The sequence below is a fragment of the Micromonospora sp. CA-248212 genome, from assembly GCF_050948405.1.
Lineage (GTDB): Bacteria > Actinomycetota > Actinomycetes > Mycobacteriales > Micromonosporaceae > Micromonospora.
The window spans coordinates 5,765,078-5,790,852 of sequence record NZ_CP192023.1 but is presented as its reverse complement, the minus strand read 5'-3'; the positions used below and the strand labels follow the sequence as shown (position 1 = coordinate 5,790,852).

30 protein-coding genes and 1 riboswitch are annotated in these 25,775 nt (G+C 72.3%); of the genes, 15 read left to right on the top strand and 15 right to left on the bottom strand.

Going from position 1 to position 25,775, the window contains the following annotated elements:
* Positions 1 to 8 precede the first annotated feature (8 nt).
* From recO to ACQP03_RS27125, 5 genes are all read left to right on the top strand, one after another.
* Positions 9 to 926, top strand: a complete 918-nt coding sequence (recO, locus tag ACQP03_RS27145) for a DNA repair protein RecO (RefSeq protein ID WP_357133253.1) — start codon at positions 9 to 11, stop codon at positions 924 to 926.
* Positions 923 to 1,735 carry an isoprenyl transferase gene (locus ACQP03_RS27140; RefSeq protein WP_357133255.1) on the top strand — a complete coding sequence of 271 codons (813 nt, stop codon included), beginning with the start codon at positions 923 to 925 and terminating at the stop codon, positions 1,733 to 1,735. The genes recO and ACQP03_RS27140 overlap by 4 nt, the downstream gene beginning before the upstream one ends.
* Positions 1,736 to 1,803: 68 nt before the next feature.
* Positions 1,804 to 1,989 (top strand): hypothetical protein, encoded by a 186-nt coding sequence (locus tag ACQP03_RS27135; protein ID WP_357133257.1) that lies wholly within the window; start codon positions 1,804 to 1,806, stop codon positions 1,987 to 1,989.
* A gap of 486 nt (positions 1,990 to 2,475) precedes the next feature.
* On the top strand, positions 2,476 to 2,676 hold the full coding sequence (locus ACQP03_RS27130; RefSeq protein WP_357133259.1) for a thioredoxin reductase: 201 nt from the start codon (positions 2,476 to 2,478) through the stop codon (positions 2,674 to 2,676).
* Complete coding sequence (locus ACQP03_RS27125) at positions 2,673 to 3,431, top strand: pirin family protein (RefSeq protein ID WP_396833284.1); 759 nt, start codon at positions 2,673 to 2,675, stop codon at positions 3,429 to 3,431. Before ACQP03_RS27130 ends, ACQP03_RS27125 begins: the two co-directional genes overlap by 4 nt.
* Positions 3,432 to 3,535: 104 nt before the next feature.
* On the opposite strand, the gene gndA is transcribed toward ACQP03_RS27125, so the two are convergent.
* Together gndA and ACQP03_RS27115 are read right to left on the bottom strand one after the other, a co-directional pair.
* Positions 3,536 to 4,978 carry an NADP-dependent phosphogluconate dehydrogenase gene (gndA, locus tag ACQP03_RS27120; RefSeq protein ID WP_357133263.1) on the bottom strand — a complete coding sequence of 481 codons (1,443 nt, stop codon included), beginning with the start codon at positions 4,976 to 4,978 and terminating at the stop codon, positions 3,536 to 3,538.
* Between the two features lie 143 nt (positions 4,979 to 5,121).
* Positions 5,122 to 5,418 carry an MTH1187 family thiamine-binding protein gene (locus ACQP03_RS27115; RefSeq protein ID WP_357133265.1) on the bottom strand — a complete coding sequence of 99 codons (297 nt, stop codon included), beginning with the start codon at positions 5,416 to 5,418 and terminating at the stop codon, positions 5,122 to 5,124.
* 290 nt (positions 5,419 to 5,708) lie between these two features.
* Between ACQP03_RS27115 and ACQP03_RS27110 the strand changes: the two genes are divergently transcribed.
* The gene (locus ACQP03_RS27110) at positions 5,709 to 6,335 is read left to right on the top strand and encodes a hypothetical protein (protein WP_433458953.1); all 627 of its coding nucleotides are present in this window, start codon (positions 5,709 to 5,711) and stop codon (positions 6,333 to 6,335) included.
* A 244-nt stretch (positions 6,336 to 6,579) separates the two neighbouring features.
* Here the strand turns inward: ACQP03_RS27110 and ACQP03_RS27105 are convergent, their stop codons facing one another.
* The 3 genes from ACQP03_RS27105 to ACQP03_RS27095 form a co-directional block, all read right to left on the bottom strand.
* Positions 6,580 to 7,380, bottom strand: coding sequence for an energy-coupling factor transporter transmembrane component T family protein (locus ACQP03_RS27105; protein WP_357175827.1), 801 nt, complete (start codon positions 7,378 to 7,380; stop codon positions 6,580 to 6,582).
* A gap of 91 nt (positions 7,381 to 7,471) precedes the next feature.
* Complete coding sequence (locus tag ACQP03_RS27100) at positions 7,472 to 8,884, bottom strand: ABC transporter ATP-binding protein (RefSeq protein WP_433458951.1); 1,413 nt, start codon at positions 8,882 to 8,884, stop codon at positions 7,472 to 7,474.
* 157 nt (positions 8,885 to 9,041) lie between these two features.
* Positions 9,042 to 9,629 (bottom strand): ECF transporter S component, encoded by a 588-nt coding sequence (locus ACQP03_RS27095; RefSeq protein WP_357133270.1) that lies wholly within the window; start codon positions 9,627 to 9,629, stop codon positions 9,042 to 9,044.
* Between the two features lie 77 nt (positions 9,630 to 9,706).
* Positions 9,707 to 9,811: riboswitch (TPP riboswitch) on the bottom strand.
* Positions 9,812 to 9,919: 108 nt separating this feature from the next.
* On the opposite strand from ACQP03_RS27095, the gene ACQP03_RS27090 reads away from it, so the two are divergent.
* The 5 genes from ACQP03_RS27090 (at position 9,920) to ACQP03_RS27070 (ending at position 15,069) form a co-directional block, all read left to right on the top strand.
* A complete protein-coding gene (locus tag ACQP03_RS27090; RefSeq protein ID WP_396833287.1) occupies positions 9,920 to 10,750 on the top strand; it encodes an alpha/beta fold hydrolase in 831 nt (276 codons plus the stop codon).
* 23 nt (positions 10,751 to 10,773) lie between these two features.
* A complete protein-coding gene (locus tag ACQP03_RS27085) occupies positions 10,774 to 11,580 on the top strand; it encodes an aminoglycoside N(3)-acetyltransferase (protein ID WP_433458948.1) in 807 nt (268 codons plus the stop codon).
* The gene (locus ACQP03_RS27080; protein ID WP_357133276.1) at positions 11,577 to 12,326 is read left to right on the top strand and encodes an SIS domain-containing protein; all 750 of its coding nucleotides are present in this window, start codon (positions 11,577 to 11,579) and stop codon (positions 12,324 to 12,326) included. Before ACQP03_RS27085 ends, ACQP03_RS27080 begins: the two co-directional genes overlap by 4 nt.
* A gap of 119 nt (positions 12,327 to 12,445) precedes the next feature.
* Positions 12,446 to 12,949 carry a DUF6328 family protein gene (locus tag ACQP03_RS27075; RefSeq protein WP_357133278.1) on the top strand — a complete coding sequence of 168 codons (504 nt, stop codon included), beginning with the start codon at positions 12,446 to 12,448 and terminating at the stop codon, positions 12,947 to 12,949.
* A 104-nt stretch (positions 12,950 to 13,053) separates the two neighbouring features.
* Positions 13,054 to 15,069, top strand: coding sequence for an acyl-CoA dehydrogenase family protein (locus tag ACQP03_RS27070; RefSeq protein WP_433458946.1), 2,016 nt, complete (start codon positions 13,054 to 13,056; stop codon positions 15,067 to 15,069).
* A gap of 266 nt (positions 15,070 to 15,335) precedes the next feature.
* Here the strand turns inward: ACQP03_RS27070 and ACQP03_RS27065 are convergent, their stop codons facing one another.
* The 9 genes from ACQP03_RS27065 to ACQP03_RS27025 all read right to left on the bottom strand — a co-directional run bounded on the left by ACQP03_RS27065 (position 15,336) and on the right by ACQP03_RS27025 (position 20,926).
* Positions 15,336 to 15,503, bottom strand: a complete 168-nt coding sequence (locus ACQP03_RS27065; RefSeq protein ID WP_357133280.1) for a hypothetical protein — start codon at positions 15,501 to 15,503, stop codon at positions 15,336 to 15,338.
* A gap of 661 nt (positions 15,504 to 16,164) precedes the next feature.
* The gene (locus ACQP03_RS27060) at positions 16,165 to 16,773 is read right to left on the bottom strand and encodes a hypothetical protein (RefSeq protein ID WP_357133282.1); all 609 of its coding nucleotides are present in this window, start codon (positions 16,771 to 16,773) and stop codon (positions 16,165 to 16,167) included.
* An 82-nt stretch (positions 16,774 to 16,855) separates the two neighbouring features.
* Positions 16,856 to 17,299, bottom strand: a complete 444-nt coding sequence (locus tag ACQP03_RS27055) for a GNAT family N-acetyltransferase (protein ID WP_357133284.1) — start codon at positions 17,297 to 17,299, stop codon at positions 16,856 to 16,858.
* Positions 17,296 to 17,694, bottom strand: coding sequence for a Fur family transcriptional regulator (locus tag ACQP03_RS27050; RefSeq protein WP_357133286.1), 399 nt, complete (start codon positions 17,692 to 17,694; stop codon positions 17,296 to 17,298). The genes ACQP03_RS27055 and ACQP03_RS27050 overlap by 4 nt, the downstream gene beginning before the upstream one ends.
* Entirely contained in the window at positions 17,691 to 17,990 is a 300-nt protein-coding gene (locus ACQP03_RS27045) for an ArsR/SmtB family transcription factor (RefSeq protein ID WP_282257156.1), read from the bottom strand. The genes ACQP03_RS27050 and ACQP03_RS27045 overlap by 4 nt, the downstream gene beginning before the upstream one ends.
* A 46-nt stretch (positions 17,991 to 18,036) precedes the next feature.
* Positions 18,037 to 18,903, bottom strand: coding sequence for a metal ABC transporter permease (locus ACQP03_RS27040; RefSeq protein ID WP_357133289.1), 867 nt, complete (start codon positions 18,901 to 18,903; stop codon positions 18,037 to 18,039).
* A gap of 2 nt (positions 18,904 to 18,905) precedes the next feature.
* Entirely contained in the window at positions 18,906 to 19,667 is a 762-nt protein-coding gene (locus ACQP03_RS27035) for a metal ABC transporter ATP-binding protein (protein WP_357133291.1), read from the bottom strand.
* Positions 19,664 to 20,614 carry a metal ABC transporter substrate-binding protein gene (locus ACQP03_RS27030; RefSeq protein WP_357133293.1) on the bottom strand — a complete coding sequence of 317 codons (951 nt, stop codon included), beginning with the start codon at positions 20,612 to 20,614 and terminating at the stop codon, positions 19,664 to 19,666. The genes ACQP03_RS27035 and ACQP03_RS27030 overlap by 4 nt, the downstream gene beginning before the upstream one ends.
* A gap of 54 nt (positions 20,615 to 20,668) precedes the next feature.
* Positions 20,669 to 20,926, bottom strand: coding sequence for a hypothetical protein (locus ACQP03_RS27025; protein ID WP_357133295.1), 258 nt, complete (start codon positions 20,924 to 20,926; stop codon positions 20,669 to 20,671).
* A gap of 29 nt (positions 20,927 to 20,955) precedes the next feature.
* Between ACQP03_RS27025 and ACQP03_RS27020 the strand changes: the two genes are divergently transcribed.
* From ACQP03_RS27020 to ACQP03_RS27010, 3 genes are all read left to right on the top strand, one after another.
* Positions 20,956 to 21,297 carry an antibiotic biosynthesis monooxygenase family protein gene (locus tag ACQP03_RS27020; protein WP_007463893.1) on the top strand — a complete coding sequence of 114 codons (342 nt, stop codon included), beginning with the start codon at positions 20,956 to 20,958 and terminating at the stop codon, positions 21,295 to 21,297.
* 23 nt (positions 21,298 to 21,320) lie between these two features.
* The gene (locus tag ACQP03_RS27015; RefSeq protein WP_357133299.1) at positions 21,321 to 21,800 is read left to right on the top strand and encodes a hypothetical protein; all 480 of its coding nucleotides are present in this window, start codon (positions 21,321 to 21,323) and stop codon (positions 21,798 to 21,800) included.
* A 114-nt stretch (positions 21,801 to 21,914) separates the two neighbouring features.
* Entirely contained in the window at positions 21,915 to 23,294 is a 1,380-nt protein-coding gene (locus ACQP03_RS27010; RefSeq protein ID WP_357133301.1) for a glycine--tRNA ligase, read from the top strand.
* Between the two features lie 108 nt (positions 23,295 to 23,402).
* Here ACQP03_RS27010 and ACQP03_RS27005 read toward each other — a convergent pair whose 3' ends face one another.
* Positions 23,403 to 24,377: a type IV toxin-antitoxin system AbiEi family antitoxin domain-containing protein gene (locus tag ACQP03_RS27005; RefSeq protein WP_357133303.1), complete on the bottom strand. Its 975-nt coding sequence runs from the start codon at positions 24,375 to 24,377 to the stop codon at positions 23,403 to 23,405.
* Between the two features lie 251 nt (positions 24,378 to 24,628).
* Between ACQP03_RS27005 and dusB the strand changes: the two genes are divergently transcribed.
* On the top strand, positions 24,629 to 25,720 hold the full coding sequence (gene dusB, locus ACQP03_RS27000; protein ID WP_433461219.1) for a tRNA dihydrouridine synthase DusB: 1,092 nt from the start codon (positions 24,629 to 24,631) through the stop codon (positions 25,718 to 25,720).
* The last annotated feature ends 55 nt before the right edge of the window (positions 25,721 to 25,775 follow it).

Below are 25,775 nucleotides of genomic sequence, written 5' to 3'. Positions count from 1 at the left end.
ATGGTCCGATGGCCGGGTACCGCCGACAGCTCTACCGCGACGACGCGGTGGTGCTGCGCGTGCAGAAGCTCGGCGAGTCCGACCGGATCATCACCCTGCTGACCCGCCGGCACGGCCGACTGCGGGCGGTCGCCCGTGGAGTCCGGCGCACCATGAGCAAGTTCGGCGCCCGCCTGGAACCGTTCGGTCACGTCGACCTGCAACTCGCCGGTGACCCCAAGGGCAACCACGGCAGCTCGCTGCACACGGTCAGCCAGGTCGAGGGCATCGACCTGTACGGCAAGCGGTTCCTGGGCGACTACCCCCGCTACACGGCGGCCAGCGCGATCGCCGAGACCGCCGAGCGGCTGACACCCGTCGAGCGGGAACCATCGCTGCGGCTGTTCCAGCTCACCGTGGGGGCGTTGAAGGCGCTGTCCCGGGGCGAGCACGACACCACCCTCGTGCTCGACGCGTACCTGCTGCGGGGGATGGCCCTCGCCGGCTGGGCGCCGGCGCTGACCGCCTGTGCCGTCTGCGGCACCCCCGGGCGGCACCGCGCGTTCTCCGTGCCGGCCGGCGGCGCGGTCTGCCCGGACTGCCGGCCGCCGGGCGCGGCTCACCCCGCGCCGGCCACCATCGACCTGATGTCCGCGCTGACCACCGGCGACTGGGTGGTCGCCGATGCCACCGACACCGGGGTACGACGGGAGTGCAGCGGCCTGGTGGCGGCGCACCTCCAGTGGCACCTGGAACGCGCGTTACGCTCGCTGCCGCTGGTCGACCGGAGCACCACCCCGGTCGCCGGTACGGTCCCGCCGCCGGGTGGCGGTGGGGCTGGGATGCTCCGGCCGGGCGGTGACGTCGGGTCCGGGGCCGGGATGCTCCGGCCGGGCGGTGACGTCGGTTCCGGAGCGGACGGCACGAGCAAGGAGAGAGCCGAGTGATCCGATCGACGAGGTCCGGTCGGCGCGAGCCGACGCCACCGACGCCCCACCCGTCCGGCGCCCGGCCGCCGGCGCTGCCCGCGGGGGCGGTGCCGAAGCACGTGGCCATCGTGATGGACGGCAACGGCCGGTGGGCCAAGGACCGCGGGCTGCCCCGCACCAAGGGGCACGAGGCCGGCGAGCACAGCCTCTTCGACACGATCGAGGGGGCCATCGAGATGGGCATCCCCTACCTCTCGGCGTACGCCTTCTCCACCGAGAACTGGCGGCGCTCGCCCGACGAGGTCCGCTTCCTCATGGGGTTCAACCGGGACGTTATCCGTCGACGCCGCGACCAGTTGGTCGACCTGGGCGTCCGGGTGGTCTGGTCGGGGCGTCCGGGGCGGTTGTGGAAGAGCGTCATCTCCGAGCTGCAGACCGCCGAGGAGATGTCCCGTGACAACTCGACGCTCACCCTGCAGTTCTGCGTCAACTACGGCGGGCACGCCGAGATCGGTGACGCCGCCGCCGCGATCGCCCGGGACGTCGCGGCCGGTCGACTGGACCCGGCGAAGGTCACCGAGAAGACCGTCGCGAAGTACCTCTACCACCCGGAGATCCCAGAGGTTGACCTGTTCCTGCGGCCCTCCGGCGAGGAACGGATCTCCAACTTCCTGCTCTGGCAGACCGCGTACGCCGAGTTGGTCTTCCTCGACACGCTGTGGCCGGACTTCGACCGCCGCCACCTCTGGTACGCGTGCGAGCTGTACGCCCAGCGGGACCGGCGCTTCGGGGGCGCGCTGCCCAATCCGGTGGCTCCGACGGCCTGAGCGAGGCTTACCCATACGTCACGCTGGGTATCAGGAACGTCAGGAGCCACTGACGGAGGTGAACCCACATGATCCAGAAGCGCATTGCCCAGTGGGCGGTGATGGCCGTCGCGGCGCCACTGGCCGCGGCCGGCGCGCGTCGACTCAGCCACACCCTGGAGGCCCGTCGTGGCCCCTCCGGGGCGACCCGGCTGCTGACGAGGGGCGCGGACCTGATCCGCCCGCAGAAAGCCAAGCGTCGCCGGTTCTGGTAACGCAACACAGTCCTGACGCGCCGCCCCGCACAACGTGCGGGGCGGCGCGTGCGTCTAGCTCTGTCGCTCGCCTCACCCCGCCGCTCGCGTCACCCCGCCGCTCGCCTCGCCCCGCCGCTCGCCTCGCCCCGCCGCTCGCCTCGCCCCGCCGATCGCGTCACCCCGTCGCTCGCCTCGCCCCGTCGATCATGGAGTTGTGGTGTCCGGTTTGATCGTATTCACGACTTTCGTTCAGCACCACGACTCCATGATCGACGGGGTCGGGTCGGGTCGGGTCGGGTCGGGTCGGGTCGGGTCGGGTCGGGGTGGGTCGGGTCGGGGTGGATCGGGGCGGGGCGGGGTGAGCGCGGGGCGGGGGTGGGTCGGGCGGGGGTTTGGTGGGTTGTGGGTTTTGGGGCTTGGCGGGGTGGGGGTCGGTAGGGTTCGGGAGGGGGAGCGGAACTACGGGTGGGGGTGGGTGTGCGGGATCTGCGGTACAAGATGATCATGGCATTGAACGCGGCCGACCTGGGCGATCCGATCTGCGAGCAGGTCGCCGAGATCTGCGCCGAGATCGCCGAGCAGCACTGCGCCGAGTTCGGTCACACGCCCGCGCTGCGCACCGGTGAGATCGCCGAACTGGCCACCGGAGAGCCGGCCCTGACCTGGGCGCCGTCGATCCCTGACGCCGGGCAGCGTGCCTGGTGACCGCAGCCGCCCCGGCGGTCGACGTACGCCGCGCCGAGGACCGCTTCGCCACCCGGATCTCCTGGCTGGACTCGAAGCACTCCTTCTCGTTCTCCCGGCACTACGACCCGGCCAACACCCACCATGGTCTGCTGCTGGTCAACAACGACGACGTGGTCCGGCCGGGCGCCGGCTTCGAGACCCACCCGCACCAGGACATGGAGATCGTCACCTGGGTGCTGCGGGGCTCACTCGTGCACCAGGACTCCACCGGCCACTCCGGGGTGATCTATCCGGGCCTGGCGCAGCGGATGAGCGCCGGCACCGGCATCCTGCACTCGGAGAAGAACGACGCCTGGCGGCTCAACGACCAGGAGCCGCACAGCGACCCCGTGCACTTCGTGCAGATGTGGGTGCTCCCCGACGAGCAGGGTGTCGACCCCGGCTACGAGCAGTTGGAGATCGAGGACGAGTTGCTGCGCGGCGGCCTGGTGCCGATCGCCTCCGGAATGGACCGCTACGACGGCGCGTCCATCCGGATCCGCAACCGGTACGCGACCCTGCACGCCGCCCGCCTCCGCCCCGGCGACGAGGTCACCATTCCGGACGCGCCCTTCGTGCACGTGTACGTGCCCGACGGCACGGTCACCCTGGAGGACAGCGGTCCACTCGGCACCGGCGACGCGGCGAGGCTCACCATGACCGGCGGTCGACGGGTCACCGCCGACGAGCCGGCGGAGATCCTCGTGTGGGAGATGCACGCCACCGTCGCCTGAGCGCTCGCGATGCCTCGCATGATCACGCCTGAACATGGATGTAGTGGCCTCCCGGCGGCGGGAGGCCACTACATCATGGATGGAGCGCGATCATGCCCGCGTCGTCAGGCCGGGGACTCCGTCTTGTCGCCGGCCCAGGTGGTGTGGAACGAGCCGTCGCGGTCCACACGCTGGTAGGTGTGCGCGCCGAAGTTGTCCCGCAGGCCCTGGATCAGCGCGGCGGGCAGCCGCTCGGCCCGCAGCGCGTCGAAGTACGCGAGCGACGACGAGAACGCAGGCGTCGGCACACCCGCCTGCGCCGCGTCGGCCACCACCCGCCGCCAGCTCGGCACGCCCGCGCTGACCGCCTCGGCGAAGTACGGCGCCACCAGCAGCGTCGGCAGGTCGGGCTGCTCGTCGTACGCCTCGCGGATCCGGTTCAGGAAGCGGGCCCGGATGATGCAGCCACCCCGCCAGATGGTCGCCGTACCGCCCAGGTCGATGTCCCAGTTGAACTCGCTGCTGCCGGCCCGGATGTGGTCGAAACCCTGGGCGTACGCGACGATCTTGGAAGCGAGCAGCGCCCGGCGGACGTCCTCGACGAACGCGTCCCGGTCGGCGACCTGCCACTTCTCACCGGCGTCCGGGAAGGCCCGGCGGGCCGCCTCGCGCTGGTCGACGTGCCCGGACAGCGAGCGCGCGAACGTCGCCTCGGCGATCCCGGTGATCGGAATGCCCAGGTCCAGGGCGCTCTGCACGGTCCACCGGCCGGTGCCCTTCTGCTCGGCCCGGTCCTGCACGATGTCGACGAACGCCCGGCCGGTCGCCGCGTCGGTGTGCGCCAACACGTCGGCGGTGATCTCGATGAGGAACGACTCCAGCTCGCCGTTGTTCCACTCGCGGAAGATCTCGGCGATCTCCGCCGGGGTCACGTCCAGCCCGGCCCGCAGCAGGTCGTACGCCTCGGCGATGAGCTGCATGTCGGCGTACTCGATGCCGTTGTGCACCATCTTGACGAAGTGCCCGGCGCCGTCCGGCCCGACGTGCGTGCAGCACGGCACACCGTCCACCTGGGCGGCGATCTTCTCGAACATCGGCCCGAGCTTCGCGTACGACTCGGTCGAGCCACCCGGCATGATGCTCGGGCCGAGCAGCGCGCCCTCCTCGCCGCCGGAGACGCCGGTGCCGCTGAAGTGCAGCCCCTGCGCGCGCAGCGACTCCTCGCGCCGGCGGGTGTCGGCGAAGTGGGCGTTGCCACAGTCGACGATGATGTCGCCCTCATCCAGCAGCGGCACCAACTCGTCGATGACCGCGTCGGTGGGCGCACCGGCCTTGACCATCACGATCACCGCGCGGGGTCGTTCCAGCGACGCCACGAAGTCGGCCATCGACTCACCGGGCACGAAGGTGCCCTCGTCGCCGTGCTCCGCGACGAGGCTGCGGGTGCGTTCCGGGGACCGGTTGTGCACCGCCACGGTGAAGCCGTTACGGGCCAGGTTGCGGGCCAGGTTCCGGCCCATCACCGCCAGCCCGGTCACGCCGATCTGCGCTGTCGCCTGCTGAGCCATTCGTGCCGCCACCTCTCGCCGTCGAACTGTCCCTGCGACGGTATCGCGGCATCCGGCCTCACGGGCAGGTCGTCCCACGGCGGGTCACTACCTGGTCGCGGCCCGTCCGTCCACCGCGTCCACCGGCCGACCGAGGTACCCGCTCACCCCTGGGCCAGTCGTTCCTCCACACGCGCCACCTTCGCGGTGAGCGCGTCGGTGACTCCGGGCCGGACGTCGGCCTTGAGGACGACGCTCACCCGGGGCGCCTGCGCGGCCACCACGTCGACGGCTCGCTTGACCACCGCCATCACCTCGTCCCACTCGCCCTCGACGGTGGTGAACATGGCGTCGGTCCGGTTCGGCAGCCCGGACTCGCGGACCACCCGTACCGCCTCTGCCACGAGGTCGCCCACGGAGTCGCCGCCGCCCAGCGGGGTGATCGAGAACGCGATCAGCATCTGCCGATCGTGCCAGTAAATTCGGATGCGCGTCTCCCCAGTCGGTGGTTAGGGTTCCGGCATGCGTAACTGACGCCCCACTTCCGAGCCGGACCGCCGCCCCGCGTCGCGGCCCGTGCGCTCCCGGGCGTCGCGCGTCTCCATTCCCGCCGTTCGGCGGCCTCGAGCCTGCCTGACCCCCGGTGAGCAGTCCCTTCCCACTGAACCGTCGCGCCGCGGCGGTCACCAGCCGATCCGACCGACCGCCAGCGCGGGAACGGCCGGGACGGTCGGCACCGAAGGAGGCCCGGATGCCCGCCAGGCGTAACCCGAGAAAGTCCCGTACCCCGAAGACGACCCCGCCCGGAAAGATCCCGGCGGCCGACCACGGCCCGGCGGCCGACCACGGTCCAGCGGCCGGGGATGGCCCGGCGGCTGGTCGCGGCCTGTTGGCGGACCATGGCCCGGCGGCTGGTCGCGGCCCGATCCTGTCGACCCGCCCCGATGTCGCGGTCGACCCGACGCTGCCGGCGGCCCTGGTCGAGCCCGTGCGGCTGGCGGCGCTGGTCGGCCCGGCGGCTACCGGCGAGCCGCTGCCGCTGGCGGCGCTGGCCGACGCGGCGGCTACCGGCGAGCCGCTGCCGCTGGCGGCGCTGGTCGGCCCGGCGGCTACCGGCGAGCCGCTGCCGCTGGCGGCGCTGGTCGACCCGGCGGCTACCGGCGAGCCGCTCCGGCCCGGAGCTGTCCCGGCCGACGCGGCGCTGCCCGTCGATGTGCCGGCGGCTGTCGACGCGCCAGCGGTGGAGGATCTGCGCACGCCGGCCAGCCGACCCTCGGCGCCGACCGCCGGGCCGCCCACGGGCGGGGGCAACCGCTCGGCCGGCGGCCGAAGCCAGCCGGCCGGGCAGACCCGCCGCTACGCCTTCCGGCGTAGCTGACCGAGCCGTTCCGCCCGCGCGGGCCCACGATTCGGTGATAGCAACTTCAGGGATGTAGTGGCCTCGTCGGTGTGGGAGGCCACTACATCCCTGAAGTTGCGCGGATCTTGCCGCCGGCCCGGCACACCGGCCCGGCACGCCGGCGCGGGGCCCGGCGCGCGGGGGCGCAGCGCGCGAGGGCTTGGCGTGCGACCGGCCTGGCGTGCGACCGGCCTGGCGCGCGGCCGGCCGGCGTGGGCCGGTGTCAGCCGAGTAGGGGGCGGAAGGTTCCGGCCAGGATGCTCGTCGTCAGGGCCGCGCCGGCCAGCGCCGCCGCACCGACGACCAGCAGCGTGTCGGCGAGCCGGAAGCGCTGCCGGCGGGCCACGGTACGGGGTGTGCCGGCGTCGAACCCGCGCGCGTCCATCGCGACGGCCAGCCGGGTACCTCGGCGGATCGCCCCGACCAGCAGCGCGAACGCCGTGGACGCGAAGAGTCGTAGCTTGGCTACCGGGTTGCGCCCCGCGTCGACGCCGCGGGCCCGGCGGGCCATGCTGATCATCTGCCACTCCTGTCCGAGCAGCGGCACGAGCCGGAACGCGGCCAGCGCCCCGATGGCGAACCGCGCCGGCGCCTTCGCGTTCTGGATCAACGCGTCCGCCAGGTCGGTCGGGTCGGTGGTGGCGAAGACGATCACCCCGGGCAGGGCCACCGCGAAGATCCGCAGCACCAGGCCGAGCGCGGTGAGCAGCACCCCGGTGCTCACCAGCACCGGCCCGGCGTCCAGCAGGACGCGACCGGACTGGTCGGCGGCGAAGAGCACCAGGGTGACCAGGATGCCGACGGCGCTGAGCAGCAGCGGCAGGGCCCGCCGGGCCAGGACCCGGTAGCGCAGGCCGAACAGCGGCAGCACGGCGAGTTCGACGGCGATGGCGACCGCGGGTGCCACCGGGTCGAGCGTGGCCAGCAGGGTGAACGAGAAGACCAACGCGGCGGCGAGCTTCGCCACCGGATTGCGGCGGGCCAACGGCGCTCCGGGCCGGGCGACCGGCTCGATGCTGATCATCGGCGTGGCTCCTGTTCGGCGCTGCGGCGTCGGTAGCGGCGCGTCGCCGCGTTCACGATCGCTCCGAGGTGACGGTTGCGCGCCGCCGCGCTCACGACCGCTCCAGGGTGACGGTGCGGTCGGCGAGCGCGGCGACGAAGTCCGGGTCGTGGGTGACGCTGACGACGCCGTGCCCGGCGTCGCGCAGGTCGGCGAAGAGGTCGACCAGCTCGCCCCAGGTCCGCCGGTCCTGGCCGAAGGTGGGTTCGTCGCAGATCAGCAGGCGTGGCGCGGTGGCCAGGGCCGTCGCCACGCTGAGGCGTCGCGCCTCCCCACCGGAGAGGGTGTACGGGTTGGCCGCCGCGAGCCGGGTCAGTCGTAACCGCTCGAGTAGCCCGGCCACCGTCGCCTTGACCGCTGCCTCGGGTTGACCCGTCCGGCGTGGGCCGAGCGCCAGCTCGTCGAAGACGGTGCCGGTGACGAACTGGTGCTCCGGGTCCTGAAAGACCGACCCGATGCGCCGCGCCAGCGTGGGGGCGCGCCAGCGGTGCGGGGGAGTGCGATGGTCGGCGTCGGCCAGCTCGGCCGAGGCGGTGACCCGGCCGGTACCCGGTTTGAGCAGCCCGCCGAGCAGCAGCGCCAGGGTGGACTTGCCGGCGCCGTTCGGTCCTCGTACGGCGAGGGCCTCTCCGGCGCGTACCGTCAGATCGGTGGGGCCCAGCCGCGACGGCAGGCCGAGCCGGTCGGCGGTGAGCAGCGCGTCGCCGGCGGCGGTGGTGGCCCGGCGCGGCGCGATGGGGTGGCCGGGCACCCAGACGCCCTCGGCGGCGAGGGCGTCGCCGTGCGTGGCGAAGACCGCGTCGGGTGGCCCGTCCGCGCGGATGCCGCCGCCGGGCTCCAGGACGACCACCCGGTCGACCAGGGGCAACGCCTCAGCCACCCGGTGTTCGACGAGGATCAGGGTGGTGTCGGCGTCCAGCGCGCCCGACACGGCGCCCCGGACCAGGGTGGCGCCGTCCGGATCGAGGTTGGCGGTCGGCTCGTCGAGCAGCAGCAGGCTGGGCCGCAGCGCCAACGCGCCGGCCAGGGCGAGGCGCTGCTGTTCGCCGCCGGAGAGGGCGGCCGTGTTGCGGTCGCGGGGGTACGGGAAGCCGACGCGCCGCAGCGCCTCGTCGACGCGCGGCCAGATCTCGTCCGCGGGTACGCCCCGGTTCTCCAACCCGAACGCGACGTCGTCGCCGCTGCGTGCCATGACCAACTGGGACTGCGGGTCCTGAAAGACGATGCCGACCCGCTCCCGGCCCTTGCGCGGGTCGAGCCCGTCGATCTCGACGGTACCCTCCTGCTCACCGGAATCGTCCGGCAGCAGCCCGGCCAGTGCGCTGAGCAGGGTGCTCTTGCCGGCTCCCGAGGGCCCGAGCAGCAGCACCCGCTCGCCGTCCTCCACCCGGAGATCCACCCCGCGCAGCGCCCAGGCCCGCCGCCCGGCGTGCCGCCACCCAAAACCCCGCAGCAATACCCCCACAACCCCTCCTCCCGGTTCCCCACACGCTGTTGATCAAGAGGTTCGCGTCAGAATTCCGCCTCGTGGTGACGCGAACCTCTTGATCAACGAGGCCGGGTCGGACGAGGCCGGGTCGGACGAGGCCGGGTCGGACGGGACAGGGTCGGACGGGACAGCGTCAGACCAGCGCGCGGGTTCGGCCTGATGGGAGGCGGTCCAGGGCGCCGGTGTTGGCCAGGGCGCGGGTGAGCGCCCAGCCGCCGACACCTGCGATGATCGTGGCGCTGACGATGGTGAGCAGCGCGTACGGGATGCGGTAGTCGCCCAGCGCGTACTCGGCGTTCCAGACGAAGAAGTCGAACAGGGCCGCGCTGAGGCCGGTCAGCGCGCCGGCCAGCACCGCGGTCGGCAGCCGGTACGAGCGGTAGCGGAAGGCGGCGAACGCCAGTTCGGCCCCGATGCCCTGCACGATGCCCTGCGGGATGACCGTGCCGGCCCACTGGCTGCCCAGCAGCGCGGAGACGACGGCGGCCACCGTCTCGCAGTAGAGCGCCGCGCCGGGCTTGCGGATGACCAGCCCGCCGACCACGGCCGGCATCAGCCAGACGCCGTAGATCAGCGTCTGCGCCGGCGGGAAGAAGGCGAACGCGCCCTCGGTGGCGCTCCAGACCAGGCCCCAGGCCCAGAAGATGACGCCGAAGGCGACCGCGATCACCGAGGCGACCACGATGTCGATCGTGCGCCAACGGTTGGTGGTGTTGTCCATGCTGTGCTCCCAGTTCAGTGAAACGAACCAGGAGAAGACGCACGCCGCGCGTCCGGTGGCACCGGACCCACGGCGCGGCTGGAGGTCGACCGAACTCCCTGCGCTGGCATTACCCAGATCAGGTTCGAGGGTCTGCGGGCGTGCCCGCACTCTCAGCGCTGTGCGCTCCCCTGTCGGATGTGAAGTTGTCTCGCTGACGCTAGCACCGACCAGGGGTAACAGCCCAGCAGGGCGTTCCCGCGGCCGGCGCATCCGGGTCGGCGCGACGACGGCTGGGTAGGCTGACGATCATGCAGGTCGACGCGCGGGGTCTGACATTCGAGGTACGCACCGGCGGCCCGTCCGACGGCGTCCCCGTCCTGCTGCTGCACGGGTTTCCGCAGCACAGCGGCGAGTGGGACGAGGTCGTGCCGCCGTTGCACGCCGCCGGACTGCGCACGTACGCCCTCGACCAGCGGGGCTACTCGCCGGGCGCGCGCCCCGCCGAGGTGGCGGGGTACCGGATTCCCGAACTGGTCGCCGACGCGGTCGCGGTGCTCGACGCGCTCGGCCTGGACGCCGTGCACCTCGTCGGCCACGACTGGGGCGCGGTCGTGGCCTGGGCGGTGGCCGCCGCGCACCCGCAGCGGGTCCGTACGTTGACGGCGGTGTCGGTGCCGCACCCGGCGGCCATGGCACACGCACTCGCCACGGACGGCCAGCAGAAGGCCCGGTCGTCGTACATCGCGCTGTTCCGCAAGCCGGGCAAGGCCGAGAAGGTGCTGCTCGCGTGGCACGCGACGGCGCTGCGCAAGCTGCTGGGCGGGGTGGGCGACGCCACCCGGGTGAACCGCTACGCCGACCCGATGCGCGAGCCGGGCGCGCTCACCGCCGCCCTGAACTGGTACCGGGCGATGTCCCGCGCCGACCTGGCCGCCGTGGCCCCGGTCGCCGTACCGACCACCTACGTGTGGAGCGACCGGGACGTCGCGATCGGCCGGACCGCCGCCGAGGCGTGCGCCGCCAACGTCACCGGCGACTATCGCTTCGTACCCCTGGCCGGGGTGACCCACTGGATCCCGGACGCCGCGCCCGCCGCGCTGGCCGAGGCGGTCCTGGCGCGGGTCGCCGGGACGGCCTGAGCCGTGCCGGGCGGGGGAGAGCTGTGACCGTGCCCGTCGGCGGGCCGGGCACCCGTCGGTCGATCGCCGCGCAGCTCCGCCTGCTGGGCGTACGCCCCGGATCGACGGTGCTGGTGCACGCCGGGATGCGCCCGCTGGGCTACGTCTGCGGCGGACCGCAGGCGCTGGCGCTGGCGCTGCGTGACGCGCTCGGCCCGGACGGCACGATCGTGGTACCCACCCACACCCCCGACAACAGCGACCCCGCGCAGTGGCGCAACCCGCCGGTGCCGGTGGACTGGTGGCCGCTGATCCGCGCCGAGATGCCCGGCTTCGACCCGGCGGTCACGCCGAGCCGGCACATGGGCGTGTTCGCCGAGACGGTCCGCTGCTGGCCCTCGGCGATGCGTAGCACGCATCCCCACGTGTCGTTCACCGCGCTCGGGCCGACGGCCGAGCAGGTGGTGGCGGGGCACGAACTGGCCGACATGCTCGGCGAGGGCTCGCCGCTGGCCCGGCTCTACGACCTGGACGCCGACGTGCTGCTGCTCGGAGTCGACCACAGCGTCAACACCTCGCTGCACCTGGCCGAGTACCGCCGTCCCGCCCTGGTCCGCGAGCGACTGGGCGCGGCGGTGCGGACTGCCGACGGCGGCCGGGAATGGGTGTGGTGGCAGGACGTCCGGCTCGACGGAAGCGACTTCGGCGCGCTGGGCCGGGACCTCGACGCCACGACGGTGGTCCGCGTCGGCCCGGTGGGCGCCGGGACGGCGAGGCTGGTACGCCAGCGGGCGACGGTCGACTTCGCGGTGCGGTGGTTCGCCCGCAACAGACGGACGGAGGACATATGACGGTGAGCGCCGGGGACTACCTGAGGGTGGTGACCGAGACGATGTCCCGGGTGGCCGCCAGCCAGGCCGAGGCCGTGGGCCGGGCCGCCGACCTGATCGCCGAGGCGGTACGCGCCGACGGGGTGGTGCACGCCTTCGGCACCGGGCACTCGGAGGCCCTCGCCATGGAGATCGCCGGCCGGGCCGGCGGGCTGGTACCCACCAACCGGATCGCCCTGCGGGACCTGGTGCTGCTCGGCGGCGAGCCGGCCGACGTGCTCGGGCCGCTGCTGGAACGGGACCCGGCGGTGGCGCACCGGCTCTGGGCGTTGGCTCCCGTACGGCCCGCCGACATCTTCGTGCTCGCCTCGAACTCCGGGGTCAACGGCGCGATGGTCGAGTTCGCCACGCTGCTCAAGGAGCGGGGTCACCAGCTGGTGGCGATCACCTCCGCACAGCATTCCGGCCGGATGACCTCCCGCCACCCGTCCGGGCGCAAGCTGGCCGACCTCGCCGACGTGGTGCTCGACAACGGCGCCCCGTACGGCGACGCGACGCTGCCGCTGCCCGACGGGGGCGCGGTCGGCGCGGTCTCCTCGATCACGGCCGCGCTGCTGGCCCAGCAGGTCACCGTGGAGGTGGTGGCCCGGCTGCTCGCGGCGGGTGAGCGGCCTCCGGTCTACCTGTCGGCGAACATCCCGGACGGGGACGCGCACAACAATGCGCTGGAGGCCCGGTACGTGGGTCGGATCCGTCGCGGGTCCTGACATTGCCGCACGATGAACGGCAGGTGTCGTGAGCCTGTTTCACGCTCGGTCGTGTGGGGCATTGGCGTTGCTGCCGGCGGCCGGGACCGCCGGCAGTACCGTCTCACCGGAGGTAGCGCGTGTCCAAGGAGACCGAGAAGCAACGCTGGCAGCGCAACTTCGCCGACCTGCTCCAGGAGTTGCGGGTCGCCCAGACCGGCGTGCAGATCCTCTTCGCCTTCCTGCTCACCCTGCCGTTCAGCAACGGGTTCACCCGGACCAGCGAGTTCCAGCGCGACGTCTACATCGTCGCCCTGCTCGCCGCGGCCGCCGCCACCGCGATGATCATTTCGCCGGTGGCGTTCCACCGGGCGCTGTTCCGCCAGGGGCGCAAGCCGGAACTGGTGCGGTTCGCGCACCTCATGGCGACCGGCGGCCTCGCCTTCATGCTGATCGCCATGGTCAGCGCGGTGCTGCTGATCACCGACTTCGTGCTGGACCGGCCGATCGCCTTCGTGTTGAGCGCGCTGGCCGGGCTCTGGTTCCTCGTCTTCTGGGTGATCCTGCCGTTCGCCCGCCGCAACTGGGGTGACGACGACATCGACGACGAGGACGACGACCCGGACACGCTCAGCGTGGGCTGATCTTCGTCGATGTTCCCGCCACGCTACCCCTGGGTAACAACCGGGGGTAGCGTGGCGTTAGTCGCACACGTCGAGCAGCCGCACCGAGCTTCGAGGGGGCAGCCGTGACCACGACACAGGACGGCCGACCGGCACCGGACGGCCCCGAATCCGGTCCTGCCCCCGAACCCGGTGCCTCGGCCGGCACCGCCGCGCCGCTGCCCGCCGAGGCGGGCCAGGTCTCGGAGAAGGAGGCCCGCCGAGTCGCCGAGGCCGCCCGCGAGTCCACCTGGGACCGTCCCAGCTTCGGCAAGGAACTGTTCCTCGGCCGGTTCCGGCTCGACCTCATCGACCCGTGGCCGCGCTCCGACCCGGACGACGTGGCCCGCGCTGAGGAGTTCCTCGGCCAGCTGCGCTCCTTCGTCACCTCCGAGGTGGACGGCGCGGCCATCGAGCGGGACGCCTCCATCCCCGACTCCGTCTTCCACGGCCTCGCCGACCTCGGCGCGTTCGGCATGAAGATCGACCGGAAGTACGGCGGCCTTGGGCTCAGCAACCTGCACTACTGCCGGGCCCTGATGCTGGCCGGCTCGGCCAGCCCGGCGATCGGCGCGCTGCTCTCGGCCCACCAGTCGATCGGCGTGCCGCAACCGCTGAAGATGTTCGGCACCGCCGAGCAGAAGCAGCGTTTCCTGCCCCGACTCGCCGCAGGGGAGGTCTCCGCGTTCCTGCTCACCGAGCCGGACGTCGGCTCCGACCCGGCGCGCCTCGCCACCACCGCCGAACCGACCGACGACGGCACCGGTTACCGGCTCAACGGCGTGAAACTCTGGGCCACCAACGGCACCGTGGCCACCCTGCTGGTGGTGATGGCCCGGGTGCCCGCCACCGAAGGTCGACGCGGCGGCATCACCGCGTTCGTGGTGGACGGCGACAGCGCCGGCATCACCGTGGAACGGCGCAACGAGTTCGTCGGCCTGCGCGGCCTGGAAAACAGCCTGACCCGTTTCCACGACGTCTTCGTGCCCGCCGAGAACGTCATCGGCGGCGAGGGCAAGGGCCTCAAGATCGCCCTGACCACGCTGAACACCGGCCGGCTCTCCCTACCGGCCATGTGCGTGGGCGCCGGCAAGTGGGCGCTGCACGTGGCCCGGGGATGGGCCGCCGACCGCGTCCAGTGGGGACGACCGGTGGGCGAGCACGAGGCCGTCGCCCAGAAGCTCTCCTTCATCGCCGCGACCACGTACGGCATGGAGACCATGCTCGACCTGTGCTGCCTGCTCGCCGACGACGACCGCAACGACATCCGGATCGAGGCGGCGCTGGTCAAGCTCTACGCCAGTGAGATGGCCTGGAAGATCGCCGACGAGCTGGTCCAGATCCGGGGCGGGCGCGGCTACGAGACCGCCGACTCGCTGGCCGCCCGCGGCGAACGCCCGGCCAACGTTGAACAGGTGCTCCGCGACCTGCGCATCAACCGGATCTTCGAGGGCTCCACCGAGATCATGCACCTGCTGATCGCCCGGGAGGCCGTCGACGCCCACCTGTCGGTGGCCGGCGACATCATCGACCCGGAGGCGGGGCTCGGCCGCAAGGCCCGCGCCGGCGCCCGAGCGGGAGCGTTCTACGCGCGGTGGCTGCCGACCCTCACGGTCGGCAAGGGCCAGAGCCCATCGGCGTACGCCGAGTTCGGCCCCCTCGCCGGCCACCTGCGTCAAGTGGAACGCTCCTCGCGCAAGCTGGCCCGTTCGACGTTCTACGCGATGTCCCGTTGGCAGGGAAAGATGGAGCGCAAGCAGGCGTTCCTCGGGCGCATCGTGGACATCGGCGCGGAGCTGTTCGCGATGTCCGCCGTCTGCGTCCGCGCGTCCGCCGAACGTGACTCCCACCCGGAGAACGTCGAGCTGGCCGACCTGTTCTGCCGGCAGGCCCGCGTCCGGGTGGACGCGCTGTTCGCCGCCCTCTGGGACAACACCGACTCGGTCGACACCGCCGCCGCCAAGCGGATCCTCGCAGGCCGCTACGCGAGCGTGGAGGAGGGCGTCGTCACCCCGTCCGCCGAACTGCCCTGGGTGGCCCGCTGGGAGCCCGGCCCGTCCACCGCCGAGGACGTCCGCCGCCGTATCCCCCCGAAACCGTAACGCTCGCGACAGGTCCCCCGCCCCATCGGCGGGGACGATCGCGGCGTTGGCAGGGAGATCGTGCTCGATCCTGGATCCAGTGGCATCCCTCCGACCCCGAGGCCACTACTTCCTGGTTCGAGCACGATCGCGGCTCGGCTCGGCGCGGCTCGGCTCGGCGCGGCTCGGCTCGGCTCGGCTCGGCGCGGCGCGGCGCGGCGCGGCGCGGGTCGGGGCGGCGCGGGTCGGGGCGGCGCGGGGCGCGGGTCGGGTCGGGGCGGGGCACGTCAGCGGGCGACCGCCCAGGCCAACACCCCGGCCAGGATCAGACCGTTGAGCACGGCCAGCGCGAGGTACGCGGCGGGCGGGATCTTCTTGCCCCGGCGGACGAAGGAGACCAGCACGGCGGCGTAGCCGAGCAGCAGGACGGCGATGACGATCAGGAAGTAGAACACCCGACGACCTTAACGGCCTGCACCCGCCCCTCCGAGCCGCCGCCACACCCCCGCCCCCGCGCCCCCCGCCCCCGCGCCCCCCGCCCCCGCGGCCCGGGTCCGGTGTCCGCGCCGATCTTGCACTTTCGGTCGTCAACTCGGCACGGTATGCCCCTTTAGTCACCACAGAAAGTGCAAGATCGCGAGGTGGTCACCGCCCGACCTCGTCGATCATGGAGTTGTGGTGCCTGTTATGGGGGTTGACGGGTGCTTTGTCGCCCACCAGAACTCCATGATCGACGGGCGAGGGTGCGGGCGGGGTGGGGCGGACGTGGGGGTGGGGGTGAGGGCGCGCCCGTGGGCGGGGGCTTGGGCGCGGCTGGGTGAGGGTGACGGTCGGCGTGAGGGCGTGTGGCGGGGGTGAGGGTGACGGTCTCGGCGTGAGGGCACGTGGCGGGGGCGAGGGCGTGGGCGCGTGGGGAGGGCGCGGGGGGAGGGCGCGGGGGGAGGGTGCGTGGGGAGGGTGAGAGCGTGGGCGCGGGTGGGCGCGTGGCGGGGGCGTGGGCGCGTGGCGGGGGCGAGGGCGTGGGCCCGGGTGGGCCCGGGTGGGCGCGTCGAGGGTGCGTCGAGGGCGCGTGGCGAGCGCGAAGGTGGGCGTGCGGGCGTGAGGTGAGGGCTGGGGTTAGCGGGATTTGTGGCGGAGGCCTAGGTGGCGTAGTTCCAGGGCGGCCAGGGCGTCGACGGTGTCGTCGTCGCCGCGTCGCCACGCCTCGGCGACGTCGGGCGCGATCCGGGTGAGGCGGCCCAGCGGTTGGGTGGCCAGCGCGCGCAGCGCGAGCAGGTCCCGTCCGGCGGGTACGGCGGCGAGCTTGGCGGCCGAGCCGGCGCGGCGCATCCAGCGCAGCCGCAGCGGCAGCCAACCGAAGAGCACCAGACCGAGCGGGAAGATCAGCACCGCGACGGCGAGGGCGAGGGCGAGTTGGTCGACGAGGTGCTGCTGCTCCCGGCCGGCGTCGGCGAGCCCTCGGGCGGCGTCGGCGGCGCGCTGGAAGGGCGCGGTCAGCTCGTCACCGACCAGCGGTACCCGGCGTACCTTGCCGCCGGCGTCGGCGAGGTTGTCGGCGAGGCCACTGCCCGCGCCCTCCAGCTTCTGCCCGGGTACGGCGAGCTTCTGCACCAGGTCGTGCAGCCAGAGGGCGGCGCGGATCGCGGCGTACACCCAGATGACGACGAGCAGGTCGGTGAGCAACTGACGGACGGCGGTCGGAAACCGATCGGCGTAGATCTTCACGTCGGACAGCGTGCCACGAACGACGACGGCCCGGCACCCGTCGATTCGGTGGCCGGACCGGAGGGCGGGAACCAGGCGTCGATCAGGCGAGCCGCAGGTCCACGAACGCGATGGTGTCGCCCGGTAGGACGTACCGTTCGGTCTCGACGAAGCCGTGGTGGCGGGCGAACCGCAGGCCCTCGTCGTTGGACGCCAGCACGACGGTTTCGATGGTCTGCGCGCCCAGCTCACGGGCCCGGGCCAGCCCGCGCTGGTAGATCTGCTCCCCGTAGCCGTGCCGGCGGCTCTCGGGTAGCACCCGGGCGATCACGGTCGCGGCGTCGGGTGCCGGGGGACGTACGGTCGAGCAGCCCACGGCGACCCCGTCGGCGTACGCGACCTCAAGGATGTGGCGCTGGGCGCGAGCGGCGATCTCGTCGGCCGACAGGGGCGCCGTCGGGATGATCGAGTTGTGGATGTGCTGCCAGTCGCGCAGCGCCGTCTCAGCGCCCGCGGACTGGACCGGCGTGAACCGAAGGCCCGTCATCGGACACAGGTCGGGCAGGTGCCGAAGATCTCCAGGGTGTGGCTGACGTCGGCGTACCCGTGCTCGGCGGCGACTCGGTCCGCCCAGCTCTCCACCGCCGGGCCGGCGACCTCGACCGTCCGCCCGCAGGCCCGGCAGACCAGGTGGTGGTGGTGGCCCTCGCTGCACCGGCGGTAGAGGTGCTCGCCACCGGGCGGGCGCATCACGTCGATCTCGCCCGCGTCGGCCAGCCCCTGGAGGGTGCGGTAGACGGTGGTCAGGCCGACCCGCTCGCCGCGCTGCCGGAGCATCGCGTGCAGATCCTGGGCGCTGTGGAAGCCCTCCATCTCGCCCAGCAGCGCGCTCACCGCCGAGCGCTGCCGGGTGTTGCGTACGGCGGCGTTGCTCTCGCTCATGATCCCTCCCCCGCGTGACTGACCGCGTCCGCCACGATGTGCGCGACGTGCTCGTCGACCAGGCTGTAGGCGATCTCCCGACCGCGCCGCGAGCCCCGCACCACGCCCGCCCCGCGCAGCACCCGCAGGTGCTGGGAGACCAGCGGCTGCGCGGCGCCCAGCTTCTCCACCAGCTCGTGCACGCACCGCTCGCCGTCGGCGAGTTCGCTGACGATGGCCAGCCGGATGGGCGCGGACAAGGCTCGGAGCAGTTCGCTGGCTCCGTCGAAACCCTCGTAGCCCGTTGCGCTGGTCATCTTGCAACGGTAACCAATACCACCGACATCCGCCGATCCGGCACGGCTAGTCCAGCACGACCTCGTGCGGCTCCAGGGCTGGTACGAGCGCCGGCGCGGTGCGGCGGTGCCGCCTACGCCAGATCGTCCCGGCGACGGCCATCACCAGGAAGGAGGCGATCGCCAGCAGTACCACCGAGGCCCCGGGCGGGGTGTCGGCGCTGGCGGCCACCCAGACACCCGAGCCGGCGGCGAGGAACCCGAGCGCCATGGCGGCGGTCATCGTGCTGCGGAAGCCCCGGGTGACCTGCTGGGCGGCGGCCACCGGAACCACCATCAGCGCGCTGATCAGCAACACGCCGACGGCCCGCATCGCGATGGTGACCGTGACCGCGGTGGTGACCGCGATCAGCAGGTTGAGCGTGCGCACCGGGAGGCCGGAGACGCGGGCGTACTCCTCGTCGTGGCTGATCGCGAAGAGCGCCGGTCGCAGGGCGATCATGGTGATCAGGATCGCCGCACCGAGCACTCCGACGGTGATCAGGTCGTTGGTCGAGGTGGAGAGCAACGATCCGAACAGGTAGGCGTTGAGGTTGGCGCTCGTCGCGTCCGAGAGGCCGACCAGCAGGACGCCACCGGCGATGCCGCCGTAGAAGAGCAGGGCCAGGGCCAGATCGCCGGAGGTACGCCCGCGGGCGCGGACCAGCTCGATGGTGATCGCGCCGACGGTGGCGACGATCACCGCCACCAGCACCGGTGAGCGGTTCAGGAGCAGGCCTGCGCCGACACCCGTCAACGCCACGTGGCCGATGCCGTCGCCGATCAGCGTCAGTCGGCGCTGCACCAGGTAGATGCCGAGCGCCGGAGCGGCCAGGCCGATCACCAGCGCGCCGATCAGGGCACGCTGCATGTAGGGGTACTGGAAGAGTTCCATCGTTAGTTGCTCCACAGCCCGGCGGGCTCGTCGGGACCGTGCGGGTGCACGTGGTCGTGGTCGGGCTCGGCGTGGTGGCCGGCCGGGTCCGGGACCGGGCCGTCGTGACAGATGCCGCCCTGGTGGACGACGACCGCCCGGCTGATCACCGGTCGCAACGGGCCCAGCTCGTGGGCCACCAGCAGCACCGTCCCGCCGTCGGAGACGAAGTCGCGCAACGCGCCCGCGAACGCCTCCTGGCTGGCCGCGTCCACCCCGGCGGTGGGCTCGTCGAGGATCAGCAACTCCGGCTTACCGGCCAGCGCGCGGGCGATCAGGGTGCGCTGCTGTTGACCGCCGGAGAGGGTGGACACCGGATCGGTGGCCCGGTCGGCGAGCCCGACCGCCCGCAGCGCCGCGTCGACGGCGGCCCGGTCGGCGGCGCCGGGCGGGCGCAGGATGCCCCGGCGGGCCAGCCGGCCGGAGGCCACCACCTCACGGACGGTGGCGGGCACGCCCGACCCGGCGCCGAGGCGCTGCGGGACGTACCCGATGCGCTGCCACTGGCGGAACTGGCGCAACGGCCGGTCGAAGAGGGTGATCGAGCCGGAGCTGAGCGGCACCAGGCCGAGGATCGTGCGGATCAGCGTGGACTTGCCGGAGCCGTTGGCGCCGAGCACCGCGACCACCTCCCCGGCGGTCACGGTGAACGAGACGTCCCGGAGCACGGTGCGGCCGTCGTAGCCGACCGCGCCGTGTTCGACGGTGATGACAGGGGTGCTCATGAGCAGCTCAACGCCGTCCGCAGGGTCCGCAGGTTGGTACGCATCACCGAAAAGTAGTCGGCGTCGCTGCCCGCTGCGAGTCCTTCGATCGGATCGAGCACCGCGGTCTTCGCGCCGACCTGACCGGCGATGGTCTCGGCGACCTTCGGGCTGACCAGCGCCTCGAAGAAGATCGTGGTGGCGTGGTGCTCCTTCGCCTCCTCGATGACCTGGGCGAGCCGCTGTGGCGAGGGCTCGACGTCGGGGCTGAGCCCGGTGATGCCGACCTGGTCGAGGCGGTAGCGGTCGGCGAGGTAGCCGAACGCGGTGTGGCTGGTCACGATCTCGCGTCGCTGGCAGGTCGCCAGGCCCTTGGTGAACTCGCCGTCGAGGGTGGTCAGGTCGGCGCGCAGGGCCGCGGCGCGGGCGGTGTAGTCGGCGGCGTGCTTCTCATCGACCGTGCCGAGCTGTTGGGCGAGCTTGTCGCCGATGGTGGCGAGCCGGATCGGGTCGAGCCAGACGTGCGGGTCCTTGGCGTGCCCGTGCCCCTCCTCCCCCTCCTCGTCGCCCTCGTGGTTGTGGCCGCCGGCGCTCGCGTCCATCAGCGGCTGCACGCTGGCCACGTCGAACACGGGTGCGTCGTCGTCCTGCGCGATCGCCTCGTCCACCGCGGGCTGGAAGCCCTTGAGGTAGACGATCAGCTCGGCCTCGGTGATATCACCGACCTGGCGTGGGCTCAGCTCCAGGTCGTGCGGCTCGGCGCCGGGCTTGGCCAGGTTGGTGACGCGGACGGCGTCGCCGCCGACGCGCTCGGCGACGAACTGGAGTGGGTAGAACGCGGCCACCACGTCGACCCGTTGGGGATCGGCGCCGGCCGGGCCGGCGGTGGAGCAGCCGGCGGCGGCGCCCAGGGCGATCAGGGCGGTCGCGGCGGCGGCCAGGACACGGGACGTGGTGCGGTTGCTCATGCCGCCAACTGTCCGTGGTAACGACAATGATTGTCAAAAACGCATGCTTGCATGTCAGAGCAGCTTCGCCAGGCCCACCGTCACCAGCAGAGTCAGCATCAGCAGTCGGACCACCCTCGTCTGCGGCGCCTGAACCGACCACGTGGTCGCCAACAGGACGATCAGGGCGGCGGCGAGGGCCAGCGTCAGCAGGCCGCCGACCACCCCCGGCGTGAAGAACGCCACCAGCACCACCACCAGGGTGAGCAGGAACACCGACGTCGGGTTCGCCCCGGCCAACCGGGCCAGCAGAGGGCGCTGCGTACGCTGCATCCCACAGACTCTACGAGGAGGAACCCCCGGTGCTGGTGACCAACCGGTTCGTGGTCGACGTCGATGTCGCCGACGGCTTCACCGAACGGGCGCACGCCGCCCTCACCGCGCTGGCCGCCTGCCCCGGCTACCTGCGCGGCCAACTGGTCCGGGCCCTGGACGACCCCCGCTACTGGTCCCTGGTCACCGAGTGGGAGTCGGTCGGCACCTACCGGCGGGCGCTGGGCGCCTTCGAGGTCAAGGTGAGCGCGGTGCCGTTGCTCGCCGAGTCGGTCGACGAGCCGTCCGCGTACGAGGCGCTGGCCAGCGCCGCGCCGGGCGGAGCCGTGGTGGTCGCCGAGAGTGATCGGGCCGCAGGTCCTTACCGCTGAGACTCGGGCACTACCCTGCTCCTATGACCGCACCCGCCCCGCCGCCCGGTCCCGGTGTGGCTCCGCCCTTCGCCGCGCCTCCCACCGAGGGGCGTCGTACCCGGCTCTGGATCGGACTCGGCGTCGGCGCCCTCGCCGTGCTGCTCTGCTGCGGCGGGGGTGGCACGGCCATCGTGGGCCTGGCCGTGAGCGGCGTGCAGGCGGTACGCGAGCAGGGCCGCACGGTGACCGGCGACTACTACCAGGCGCTCGTCGAGCGCAACTACGGCCGGGCGTACGACCAGCTCTGCGACGACGCGCAGCGGCGCGAGTCCCGCCCCGAGTTCGAGCGGCGGGCGGCCGCCGAGCCGCAGGTCACCGCGTTCCGGGTGGGTGAGGTGGACACCACCAACCTCACCGTGCCGGTGGACGTGACCCTGGACGGCGGCGACCGGGAGCGTCAGCAGGTCAGCCTGGGTCAGGACGGTCAGACCGGTGGCATGGAGGTCTGCGGGGTGAGCTGACCCGCCCCCGGTATTCTGCTGGGCTCGGGGCGACGGTGGTCGTACCGTTGTTCCGAACCGACCGTTCCATCCACATCTCGCCCCCGCCGACCGCCAGCCGGCGTAGGAGGAAACATGCCAGCCGACCGTATCGACGCCGTCGTCAGCCTCGCCAAGCGCCGAGGCTTCGTCTTCCCCTCCAGCGAGATCTACGGAGGCACCCGGTCGGCGTGGGACTACGGTCCGCTCGGCGTGGAGCTGAAGGAGAACGTCCGCCGGCAGTGGTGGAAGACCATGGTCCAGCAGCGCGACGACGTCGTCGGCCTCGACTCCGCGGTGATCCTGGCCCGCAAGGTATGGGAGGCGTCCGGCCACATCGCCGAGTTCGTCGACCCGCTCACCGAGTGCCAGTTCTGCCACAAGCGGTTCCGGGCGGACCACATCGAGGAGGCGTACGAGGCCAAGCACGGCCACGCGCCCACCTCGCTCGCCGAGGTCAACTGCCCCAACTGCGGCAACAAGGGCACCTTCACCGAGCCGAAGATGTTCAACGGCCTCATGAAGACGTACCTGGGCCCGGTGGAGAGCGACGAGGGGATGCACTACCTGCGCCCGGAGACCGCGCAGGGCATCTTCGTCAACTACAAGAACGTCGAGACGGTCGCCCGCAAGAAGCCCCCGTTCGGCATCGCGCAGACCGGCAAGTCGTTCCGCAACGAGATCACCCCGGGCAACTTCATCTTCCGGACCCGCGAGTTCGAGCAGATGGAGATGGAGTTCTTCGTCGAGCCGGGCACCGACGAGCAGTGGCACGAGTACTGGCTCCAGGAGCGCTGGAACTGGTACCTCGACCTCGGCCTGTCGGCGGACAATCTGCGCCTGTACGAGCACCCCGCCGAGAAGCTGTCGCACTACTCGAAGCGCACCGTCGACATCGAGTACCGGTTCCAGTTCGGCGGGACCGAGTTCGCCGAGCTGGAGGGTGTCGCCAACCGCACCGACTTCGACCTCTCCACGCACAGCAAGCACTCCGGCGTCGACCTGTCGTACTTCGACCAGACCAAGAGCGAGCGCTGGATGCCGTACGTCATCGAGCCGGCCGCCGGTCTGACCCGGGCGGTGCTCGCCTTCCTGCTCGAGGCGTACGACGAGGACGAGGCCCCGAACACCAAGGGTGGCGTGGACAAGCGCACGGTGATGCGGTTCGACCCGCGCCTGGCCCCGGTCAAGGTGGCGGTGCTGCCGCTGTCGCGTAACGAGGCGCTGTCGCCCAAGGCGAAGGACCTCGCCGCGCTGCTGCGCAAGCGTTGGGTGGTGGAGTTCGACGACTCGCAGGCCATCGGCCGCCGCTACCGCCGGCAGGACGAGATCGGCACCCCGTTCTGCGTGACCGTCGACTTCGACACCCTGGACGACAACGCCGTGACGGTCCGGAACCGGGACACCATGGGTCAGGAGCGCGTCTCCCTGGACCAGGTCGAGCGGTACCTCATCGAGCGCCTCCCCGGCTGCTGACGTGTAAGGAAGGGCCCCTTCTTAACGCCTCAGGTATAGGAGGGGCCCCTTCCTAACTCTGCTGCTGCGAGCTGAACCGAGCGGAGTCGTGTCGGCCGTCGTACTCGATCAGGTCCTGGCATTTTCCGGGTCGGCCGGATCGACCCGGACCCGGAGCGTGGCTCCGACGCCCTGCCGGGACTCGTACGCGTCCTCGACAGTTCGTCGAATGCGGTCCGGATGACGTCGGAGCTGCGCTGGCGTCACGTGCAGAACTAGGACACCGTGCCGGCTCAGCTCGTTGTGCCGCTCCAGCGTCCGAGCCCAGTCACTCGGGCTGAAGTGGTACTCCTGTGAATCGACCTCCAGCGCCACCGCCGAATCGGGCAGGTACCCGTCCGGCGTCGGCAATACCGCCCCGTCGAGTGTGCGAAGGCGAGGATTCCAGCGAATCCGCGGCAGGATCGGGCTGTCTGCCAGGCACTCACGCAGCTCCGCCTCCGGAGCTGACCGGGTGCCGGCCACGACCTCCGCGTACGCCATCCTGACCAGCGCGGTGCGACTGCGCCGCGCCCGGCGGATCTCCTCGTCCAACCTGCGTAGGTCGGTGAACCCGCGCTGGATGGACTCGGCGACGACGGCCCGCACAGGGCGAAGCTGCCCAAGGTCACGGGCCGCGTCCACCACCGCCCGCGCTGGCGAACAAACGGGGTAGGGCGCGCTCGAACGCGGCCGGCTGTCCAGTGCCAAGGCTCGCCGAACAACGGCGTAGCCCGCCGACCGACGCCGCGCGTAGTGCGGCACGACCAGGTGTACGTCGGTGTTACGCGGAATCTGCCGGAACCCATACCAGGTGAGCGCGGCCAAGCTGGTCAGCTGCGCCTGCGGCCCGGCGTAGAGCGCGGCGGAGATCCGCCGTTGTTCATCGGTCAGCATGCCCGTGAACAGGGCGTACGTCGCTGGCAGGACGCGTTGCCACTGGCCGCGCCGGGCCTGGCGGTAGAGGTACATGTCGTTGTAGCCGGCGGCGAGCAACTGAGCCCGGGTGGCGATCTGCTGCTGCCGCTCGACCACTGCCGCCAGCTCGGGTGGATGTTCACGCATGAGGGGCAGCCTGACTGCGGGAAGCAGCCCGCGTCATGCCCTGCCGTACGGCCTGTGGAAACTCCGGCGGGGTGTGGATAACTCCGTTGATCATGCGGCGGTGTGATATGCGTCGTGTGAGGAAGGGGCCCTTCCTATGCGCTAGGCGGTAAGGAGGGGCCGTTCCTTACACTTGTGCGGTGACCGTGCCCGCGCTGCGCCCGCTGACCCTCGGGCCGTACCAGGTGTCACCGCCGGTGGTGCTCGCGCCGATGGCCGGGATCACCAACATCGGCTTCCGCCGGCTCTGCCGTGAGCAGGGCGGCGGCATCTACGTCTGCGAGATGATCACGACCCGGGCGCTGGTCGAGCGGAACCCGAAGACGCTGCGCATGATCGCCTTCGGCGACGACGAGCAGCCACGCAGCCTCCAGCTCTACGGCACCGACCCGGAGATCACCGCCGCCGCCGTGCGGATCGTCGTCGAGCGGAACCTGGCCGACCACATCGACCTCAACTTCGGCTGCCCCGTACCCAAGGTCACCCGGCGGGGCGGTGGCGCGGCGCTGCCGTGGCGGCGCCGGCTCTTCGCCCGCCTGGTGAAGGCCGCGGTGGACGCCGCCGCACCCTCCGGCGTGCCGGTCACGGTCAAGATGCGCAAGGGCATCGACGACGACCACCTGACGTACGTCGAGGCCGGGCTCGCCGCGCAGGAGGCCGGCGTCGCCGCGGTGGCCCTGCACGGGCGTACGGCCTCGCAGCGCTACTCGGGCACCGCCGACTGGGACGCGATTGCCACCCTCAAGCAGGCCCTGGACGTGCCGGTGCTCGGCAACGGCGACATCTGGGAGGCCGACGACGCGCTGCGGATGGTCGCCCACACCGGCGTCGACGGCGTGGTCGTGGGTCGCGGCTGCCTGGGACGGCCGTGGCTCTTCGCCGACCTGGAGGCCGCCTTCACCGGTCGGCCGGAGCGGCGGCTGCCCACCCTCGGCGAGGTGGCGGTGACCATGCGCCGGCACGCCGAGCTGCTGGTCGACCAGTTCGTGGCGGGCGCTCGCAACCCGGCCCGGGGTGAGCGGGACGGCTGCACCGACTTCCGCAAGCACGTCGCCTGGTACCTGAAGGGTTTCCCGGTCGGCGGCGACCTGCGCCGCTCGCTGGCGATGATCGAGAGCCTGGCCCAGCTCGACGACCTGCTCGGCAAGCTCGACCCGGCAGAGCCCTTCCCGCTGACCGCGCTGGGTCAGCCGCGCGGGCGTACCAACTCGCCGGGCAAGGTCGCCCTGCCGGACGGCTGGCTGGCCAGCCGGGACGACGACACCGTCCCCGAGGGCGCCGAGATGGACGACTCCGGCGGCTGACGGCCGGCGGCGGAGGCGCGCTCCGCGACCAGACCTGACGACATGCGAACAAGGG